The organism is Luteibacter sp. P1_D3, assembly GCF_056406135.1.
This window is the reverse complement of record NZ_JBFUAT010000071.1, coordinates 1-7,271: the sequence shown is the minus strand read 5'-3', so window position 1 is coordinate 7,271 and position 7,271 is coordinate 1. Positions and strand designations below refer to the sequence as shown.

The following is a 7,271-nucleotide window of genomic DNA, read 5'->3' as shown; positions in this document are numbered from 1 at the left end:
TCCAACAGCGCCGGAGCTCCCGACAGCTGCGTCAGCCAGTACGCCTCCTGCGACGCCAGATGCTCGCCAGACACTGATCCGACCATGGTTGTAGCCTTTATGAGAACAAGAAGCGGACAGGAGTCGCTGAGTGGGGCGATGTCTCGACCGCAGAACTACCAGCGCGGCGGGCACATTACGTCAAGGGTTCAAACGAGGAAGGCGCCACTCTGCAGCTGCCATAGTCGGGCATACAGTCCGCCCCGCCCAATAAGCTCGGAATGCGTTCCAACATCAACGATGCGTCCCTCTTCGATCACGACAAGCCTATCCATTTTTGCGATAGTTGAAAGACGATGCGCAATGGCAATAACTGTCTTTCCTTGCATCAGCGCGTCCAAGTTGTCTTGGATCGCGGACTCAGAATCAGAATCCAATGCGGACGTGGCCTCGTCGAGAATGAGAATCGGTGCGTTCTTAAGAAGCACTCGCGCAATCGCGACTCGCTGGCGTTGACCACCCGACAATTTCACTCCCCGATCCCCCACGTGCGCATCTAAACCAGTCCGACCTTCGTCGTCTATCATCGAGTAGATAAAGTCGCCGAGCCGAGCCTGGTGAATGACGCTTTCAACTTCGGCGGCGGTTGCTTCATGCCGACCGTACGCAATGTTGTCGCGCAGGGAACGATGAAGCAACGAGACGTCTTGGGTAACCATGCCGATCTGTGCGTGCAGACTCTCCTGAGAGACCTGCGAGATATCGACACCGTCGATAAGAATGCGCCCCCCATCGACGTCATAAAATCTGAGAATTAAATTGACCAACGTGGACTTTCCAGCTCCCGAAGGTCCCACAAGTCCAATTCTCTCCCCAGGCTTGATAGCGAGAGAAAGATCCGTCAGGACGCGCTTTGACGGAAGGTAGCTAAAACAAACATCCTGAAAAGTAATTGCACCACCGCTTACAACAAGATTAGCCGCCCCCGCCGTATTCTTGACGAACGGCTCGGTGGTGACTGTATCGATGCCGTTTTTGACAGTTCCAATATCCGAAAAGATGCTGTGAATAATCCACATAATCCAACTGGACATGTTATTCAACCGCATCACAAGACCGACGCCAAGGGCGACCGCTCCTAGAGAAATCACCTCTCGGGACCACAGCCATAGCGCGAGTCCCGTGGTACAGGCAATCAAGACCCCATTCGCAGCGGTAACCGTGAAGTCCATCAGCGTTACGAGACGAGTGGAGTTGATCTGCGCGTCCGTTTGCTCCGAAATAGCCTCTTGGACGTAGACCTCCTCGCGCCCCGTGTGAGAAAACAGCTTAAGCGTAGCTATGTTGCTGTAACCGTCGACAATGCGACCGAACAGTTTCGATCTCATAGCTCCAGCTTTCTCAGAGCGGTCAATGAATCTCATCACCAAGAACTTACTGAGAATGAGGTAGCAAATAGCCCAGACGAACATCGGAATGGCCAAGCGGTAATCGATGCGGGCTAGAAGCGCAATAGACAGGCCCAAATAGACGACGATGTACCAAATTGCATCCGCCATTTGTAGCGCCGATTCCCGCAGGGCCGCCCCAGTTTGCAATACCCGATCGGCAATACGACCCGGGAAATCACTCTTAAAAAACGCGACGCTTTGGCGGAGCACACGACGATGATGCTGCCAGCGAATCATATTCGTCATGCGGGCCTGGAGCACTTGATTGGCCAGCAGAGCATGCAAGCCGACGACGATAGGTCGAACGACTATAACGATGATCGCGATCACAGAGAGCATGAAACCATGTGTGGAGAAGAAAGCACGGGGCCCGGTACGTTCGGCCATGTCAACGATGCGACCAAGAAAATCGAACAGCGCGACATCAACCACAGCTATTAGCAACCCGAGAACCACTAGCGTTGCAAACACGCCCTTCGCTTGCCTAATGTAGTAGGCGTAGAAGCCGTACAGCCCTCTCGGCGGTGAGCCTTCAGGTTCGGGGCCATAAACGTCAATGATCGACTCTAGTGCCTGCAGAATCCGCTTCATAAAATTCCATTGCTGTACATTACCCGGCGGCGTTAACACGTCCAGCGGTCGAAAAAACGAGAGGTCAACGCCGGCCGGGTTGCACCTTAATTTCCCAGGCTCACCAAGATTCTTCTCTCGCCAGCAAATGATTCCCGCCCATGAGCGACGAGAACATTGTCGACTAGGAGTAAGTCGCCCCGATGCCAGTCGAAGCGACGACTCATTTTCGCTTGCGCCGAGCGAATAGCGTCGAGATCACCGATGTCCATCGGAGTGCCATCAGCGAACTCTACGTAATGAGGAAAGTTCTCGACCGGCATCAAATCTTCCATTGCTAGTCGCGTCTCCTCGTCCAGCGCAGACGGGTGCCACTGTTCGGCTTGATTGAACCAAACTTTCTCGCCGGTCACCGGGTGATCAATTATCGCGTCCACTATCTCCTCGACGCGCAGCGAACCGTCGTTCTGCCAGTGAAACGTCGCATCGATCTCGAAAAGAACTCTCTCGACGACGGCACGATCGGTAGTGTTGAAAGTGTGCATCCAGGACTTACCTATCCCTAGCCCACCATGCAAGGTTCGCCTGTACCTAAGCTTTGATTCAGAGAACCTTTCAACAATACCAGCAGGCAGAACATCCAAGATGTCGCGAAAGTTAGCTAAAGGTGTCGCGCCACGAATTACAGGAGCAATCTGACAGAAAAAGCACAGATAACTCGGCCGGACGCGCGAGTAGGACATCTCCTGATGCAGACTTATTTCAAACTCAGCAGGATAGTCAGTGGAACTATAAACGTTGTCCTGGACGAGGCTGCGCGGCGAATCGCCAAGTGTGTAGTCAAACTGCGAATGAATCAGCCTCGCCGCCATCCTATTAAATTCCAGCGCGCTTTCAAGGGAGAAGCCACGAAACAGAATCGCCCCTCTTTTATGAAGAAGCGCCTTCAATTCATCGTGATAACGTTCAAGAGCTTCGGCCAGCGCTTCAACCCCGGACTTAGATATGTCCAAAGGAGCGAACTGAAGCGGAAAGATTTCGTGGTCAACGCGGAAAAAATCATGCATATCCATGCCTTGCTGAACCTACTGCCCCGACTGAGGCAGCCTGCCTCTACGCAAGCCAAAATTGTACGATAAGACCGAGGTAACGTACACATCGTTTTATCCTGCGACCGCGAGCAGACCCATGGGCCGTCAGACGCACAGCACTTATACGCAGCGACTGCCGTACGTTCGAGGCCGCAGCGTGACCTAGGACAACTACAGGCTTGTGACAGACGATTCATGAAACTATCGCTCACGTCAAAAAGGCGACCTACCTGTTTCGCGCACGCGTTAACCTTTGAGTCCATTCGCTCTGATCGATGACTGCAGGACGCGGACGCGAAACCCACGCACGGTCTTAGACACCTAATGTGTTGCTGTTGCTGTGAAGCCACATCGTGGCTATTTGCTCGTCGCAACCAGAAATGCCTACCAAGCAACTATGGCAGGCAACCACCCGTTCTGAACTCTTGGCTCTTGGCCCTAAAACGAGTGCCGTAGTTCGCAAACACGCTTGGTGCTGTATCTAGCAGCTAGCCGTACTAAGAGGCGGCTACGAGCTGAAACAGTCGTGACAGTAACGCGCCCCGATCACTTCAAGCTAAACAGAGCACGATCTACCGGACGCGATAATGCATCGTCCATCATCTTAAGAAATTCCGCCTCACCCAGTTCGCCGCTATTAACGCGCGCAAGCACCGCCTCACCTATAAGCACAGCCTTACGTTCGCGCATTTTCTTGCTTTGCTTAGCTTGCTGCCGATTAATTTTATTAGCCGTTTGGCGCGCCTTCTTGAGGTCTGTCAGTAGCTTTTCAGTTTCTGTCAAGCGCGTTTTTAGGAGTGACATTTCGCGAAGCTCCATGTAGTTCGTTATAAGAATATCACTCTGCCAAGATAAATTTATGGTCAAGCGCAATGCGAGCAAGAATTGTTGGCTGTCCCATAAAGTCAGGACGTACATCCCGAGCAGATTGTCTCGACGGCCGACCCAAGAGCAGCTGACTGAGCTATGACCTGAGTTAACGATTCCAATCCGCTACATCGAGCGCGTGCGCATCCAAGAGGCGTGCGAAGATCGCCCGCGCTCAGTCGATGCCGCGCCGGCGTGGCTGCAACGGCACGTCAAAGTGCTCGAACTCACTTACTTCGACGTGCGCAAGCAATGGGTTCAACTGATTATAATCAATGCCTTACGATTGAGCACAATCGCCCACGCTCAACAACCGCTTAGGCAAGACCAAGACCGATCAGGCCGACGTCGGACGTACGCTGTATTTGCTTCCGGCAACGCTTGCCACGCTCGAGGCCTGGCGAACCCAGTCGTTGCCAGGCGAGGTCGTATTTCACGCGGTCGTCGATGACATACAGCTCGATCCCCGCCATGGCGCCCAGCGAAGCGATCCGCCTACTGTGTCAGGCCCGTCGTGAGGGTGCGAAGCAACGCGAACTGCACCCGCCCGGCACGCGCGAGGTCAGCGCGGTGTTCCGGCGCCGTGGCGCGGGCCGGCCTTGACGTGGAACTGCACTGGCTTTCCGGGCATTCCGCGCGCGTGGGTGCGGCCCAGGACATGGTCCGCGCCAGCTCGTCCACCGCGCAGGTACAACTGGTCGGGGGGGGTGGGCGAGCGAACGGATGCCGCTCCGCTATGCCGAGCGTGTCTTGGCTCAGGACGCCGGCGAAGATCGGTTTGCCAAGCTGGCCGCCATGCGTCGGCGCCGCAGCGGAACCTGACCCTGACGTCGACGACGTCGCGCCGAATGGGCAAAGCTCACACGCTTCCAGTCCCACTGGGTGTCTTCCGTGTTGGATCACCCTTCCCCGGCTCCAGAACGCGCCACGGAAGTGACTACAATGGCGCGAGGGAGGAACCATCATGGCACCGGTGAAACCACATTATTCGAAAGAAGAAGTCGTCAAAGCCGGACGCATCTTGGCGGGGGCGGAAGGCGCAGATCAAGGGCCGTGGGCGACCTCGGTGCTGACCAATTGGCGCGCGCTGCACGGCTACCCGCTGAACACGTTCCAGGCCACGCTGCGAGACAAGCTCAAGGTCGTCGACCGCTACGGCATCGTTGGTCAGCGACTCAAGCGTGCTCCTTCAGTCATCGCAAAGCTGCAACGCTTTCCCTCAATGCGCCTTCCGCAAATGCAGGACATCGCCGGACTGCGCGCCATTTTGGGGAATCAGGCGAAGGTCAATCGGCTCTACGAGAGTTACATGAACAGCCGGTTCCAACATACGTTGGTCAACGAGAAGGATTACATCACCTCGCCCAAGCAAGATGGCTATCGCGGCTTCCATCTGGTGTATTGCTACGCCTCGGATCGGGCCGGCGAATTCAGTGGATTGCACGTGGAGCTTCAGTTGCGTACCGCCCTACAGCACGCCTGGGCCACGGCCGTGGAGACCGTCGATGCCTTCATGGGCGAATCCATCAAGGCAGGGCGACCCACGGAGGATTGGGGTGGCTTCTTCCGGCTTGCCAGCGCCGCCTTTGCCCTGCAGGAGCGGGCGGCGCCGCCAGAGGCACACCGAGGGCGTGGGTACGACGAGGTGGTCGCTGACTTGAGGGTGAGTGAGTCAGGGCTGCAGGTCGCCGCCAAGCTTCGAGGCTTCACAGTGGCGGCCAACCGCATTTCCACCAGCGGCCGGTTGCGAAACACCTACCACCTGGTGGTCTTGGACATGGGCGTACGCCGGCTATCCATTCGGTCCTATTCCGCATCCGAGCAACAGCAAGCCAACTCGGACTATCAGGCCGTGGAGGAGCGCGCGCGCTCCGGCGAGCCGCTCAATCCCGTCCTCATCACGGGCGGCTCCGTCGACGGATTGCGGAAGTCGTATCCGAACTACTTTCTGGACGCGCGCAATTTCATTGACTCGGTTGAACGTGTGATCGGACGTATTCCGACGTCGTCCAACCCAGGCGTGGGCGGCGATGTTCGCGGCCCCTCATTCGGCTAACAACGCTGCCGGGCAACAACGAGGACATCGCTATGCGTCGTTCGGATCCCGACCTCGAGCTCTACGGTGATGCGATTGCCGCCTAGCTCGATGCGCTTGGTCTGCTGCAAGACACCAGCAGCCGGCCGCTTTCGTGCGATCTGACCGAGTCGGTTAGTGTGGTCAACTGGCACCTTGCCTTCATTGACACCCTTATCGCGGGCGACGTCCGGGAAGCGTTGAACGGCATCCACCAGTGGCAAAGCCAACTGCTGTCATTACAAGCATGAGTGACCGTGCTTGCGTCCGGCCGGTTTGATGACGAGGCAAACTGGACCATCAGTTCGCACTGCGTCGAGCCGGTTGCCACCTGGTGCCTATTGCAGCCGGCCGCGACACGCGATCGCTTGGACAACATCGCCACCCATGCTATTCACCACGGTCGCTTGGCGACGGATCCCACTTACAAGGACAGCCTCGAGGGCGACAAGGGAAACCGCTATCTCGCCCCCCCTCAGCAGGAGCGTCAGCTCGCCGCCATCGGAGCAGTCTGGTCGACCCTGCCCTCGTTTCTCGATCACCTGGCATCCGTCGATGACACCGCTTTCCGGCGACTGACCTTCGATTTCCGCAACCAGGCAAGTCACTCCATCGCCCCTCGCCTGGAGGCGGGATTCACGCAGATGGTCAAGCGCCGCATCGAGCCCTTTCAAGACATGGTCAGACAGCCTGACGGCGCGTTCCTGCTCGTTGCCGACCCTGCCCGAGGGGTCGTTTCGTACGGCTTTGGCGGGACTCCGCCGCTGCCGCTCAGCAATGCGAGCGCGCTGGTTGGATCCGCGCACCGAAAAGCACGGGCCGCCGTCGAGGCATACCTAGCACTGGTCGCCGAGATTGTCGCAGCCCAACGCGAGTCTCTCACGCCAGACGTATCACCGTTAACGGACGATTGACTCGGGCGTACGCCACCAAGGTCCACGATATTGGGCGCCGTCTGGCGATAACGGATGTTTTCGGAAACATCGGCGGTGCGTGACTAAGGGCAAGGAGATTGCGCTGCTTCCCGCTCCGAGGATGCGATTGCCTCGATCGATGCGTCATGTTCTTGGTCGTCGGCAACCACTGCCAGCAGGCTAGCGAGCGGATACCGATTCGCTATGCCGAGCGCGTTTCCGCACGGGATGCGGCTGAAGATGGGCTCACCCGGCGGGCGAGCGTGGTGTCGCGGCGGCTAACCGTAACCGCGCTTAAGCGGCGGGGCACATCATCATGTAGGGT

General features: G+C 57.1%; 6 protein-coding genes. 2 read left to right on the top strand and 4 right to left on the bottom strand.

From position 1 onward, the window contains the following. Nucleotides 1–188 precede the first annotated feature (188 nt). From AC1DYM_RS22645 to AC1DYM_RS22630, 4 genes are all read right to left on the bottom strand, one after another. Complete coding sequence (locus AC1DYM_RS22645; protein WP_477342254.1) at nt 189–2,021, bottom strand: ABC transporter ATP-binding protein; 1,833 nt, start codon at nt 2,019–2,021, stop codon at nt 189–191. A gap of 86 nt (nt 2,022–2,107) precedes the next feature. Next, nucleotides 2,108–3,073 carry a TauD/TfdA family dioxygenase gene (locus AC1DYM_RS22640; RefSeq protein ID WP_477342252.1) on the bottom strand — a complete coding sequence of 322 codons (966 nt, stop codon included), beginning with the start codon at nt 3,071–3,073 and terminating at the stop codon, nt 2,108–2,110. 564 nt (nt 3,074–3,637) lie between these two features. Continuing rightward, a complete protein-coding gene (locus tag AC1DYM_RS22635; RefSeq protein WP_477342250.1) occupies nt 3,638–4,009 on the bottom strand; it encodes a hypothetical protein in 372 nt (123 codons plus the stop codon). 266 nt (nt 4,010–4,275) lie between these two features. Then, nucleotides 4,276–4,431 (bottom strand): hypothetical protein, encoded by a 156-nt coding sequence (locus tag AC1DYM_RS22630; RefSeq protein ID WP_477342248.1) that lies wholly within the window; start codon nt 4,429–4,431, stop codon nt 4,276–4,278. A 491-nt stretch (nt 4,432–4,922) separates the two neighbouring features. Between AC1DYM_RS22630 and AC1DYM_RS22625 the strand changes: the two genes are divergently transcribed. Both AC1DYM_RS22625 and AC1DYM_RS22620 read left to right on the top strand, forming a co-directional pair. After that, nucleotides 4,923–6,014 (top strand): RelA/SpoT domain-containing protein, encoded by a 1,092-nt coding sequence (locus AC1DYM_RS22625; RefSeq protein ID WP_477342246.1) that lies wholly within the window; start codon nt 4,923–4,925, stop codon nt 6,012–6,014. A 275-nt stretch (nt 6,015–6,289) separates the two neighbouring features. Beyond that, on the top strand, nt 6,290–6,946 hold the full coding sequence (locus AC1DYM_RS22620; RefSeq protein ID WP_477342244.1) for a hypothetical protein: 657 nt from the start codon (nt 6,290–6,292) through the stop codon (nt 6,944–6,946). The last annotated feature ends 325 nt before the right edge of the window (nt 6,947–7,271 follow it).

Coding starts and splice junctions, on each gene's coding strand:
- AC1DYM_RS22645 (WP_477342254.1), bottom strand. CDS start 2,021: ATGAAGCGGATTCTGCAGGCACTAGAGTCGATCATTGACGTTTATGGC.
- AC1DYM_RS22640 (WP_477342252.1), bottom strand. CDS start 3,073: ATGGATATGCATGATTTTTTCCGCGTTGACCACGAAATCTTTCCGCTT.
- AC1DYM_RS22635 (WP_477342250.1), bottom strand. CDS start 4,009: ATGTACGTCCTGACTTTATGGGACAGCCAACAATTCTTGCTCGCATTG.
- AC1DYM_RS22630 (WP_477342248.1), bottom strand. CDS start 4,431: ATGGCGGGGATCGAGCTGTATGTCATCGACGACCGCGTGAAATACGAC.
- AC1DYM_RS22625 (WP_477342246.1), top strand. CDS start 4,923: ATGGCACCGGTGAAACCACATTATTCGAAAGAAGAAGTCGTCAAAGCC.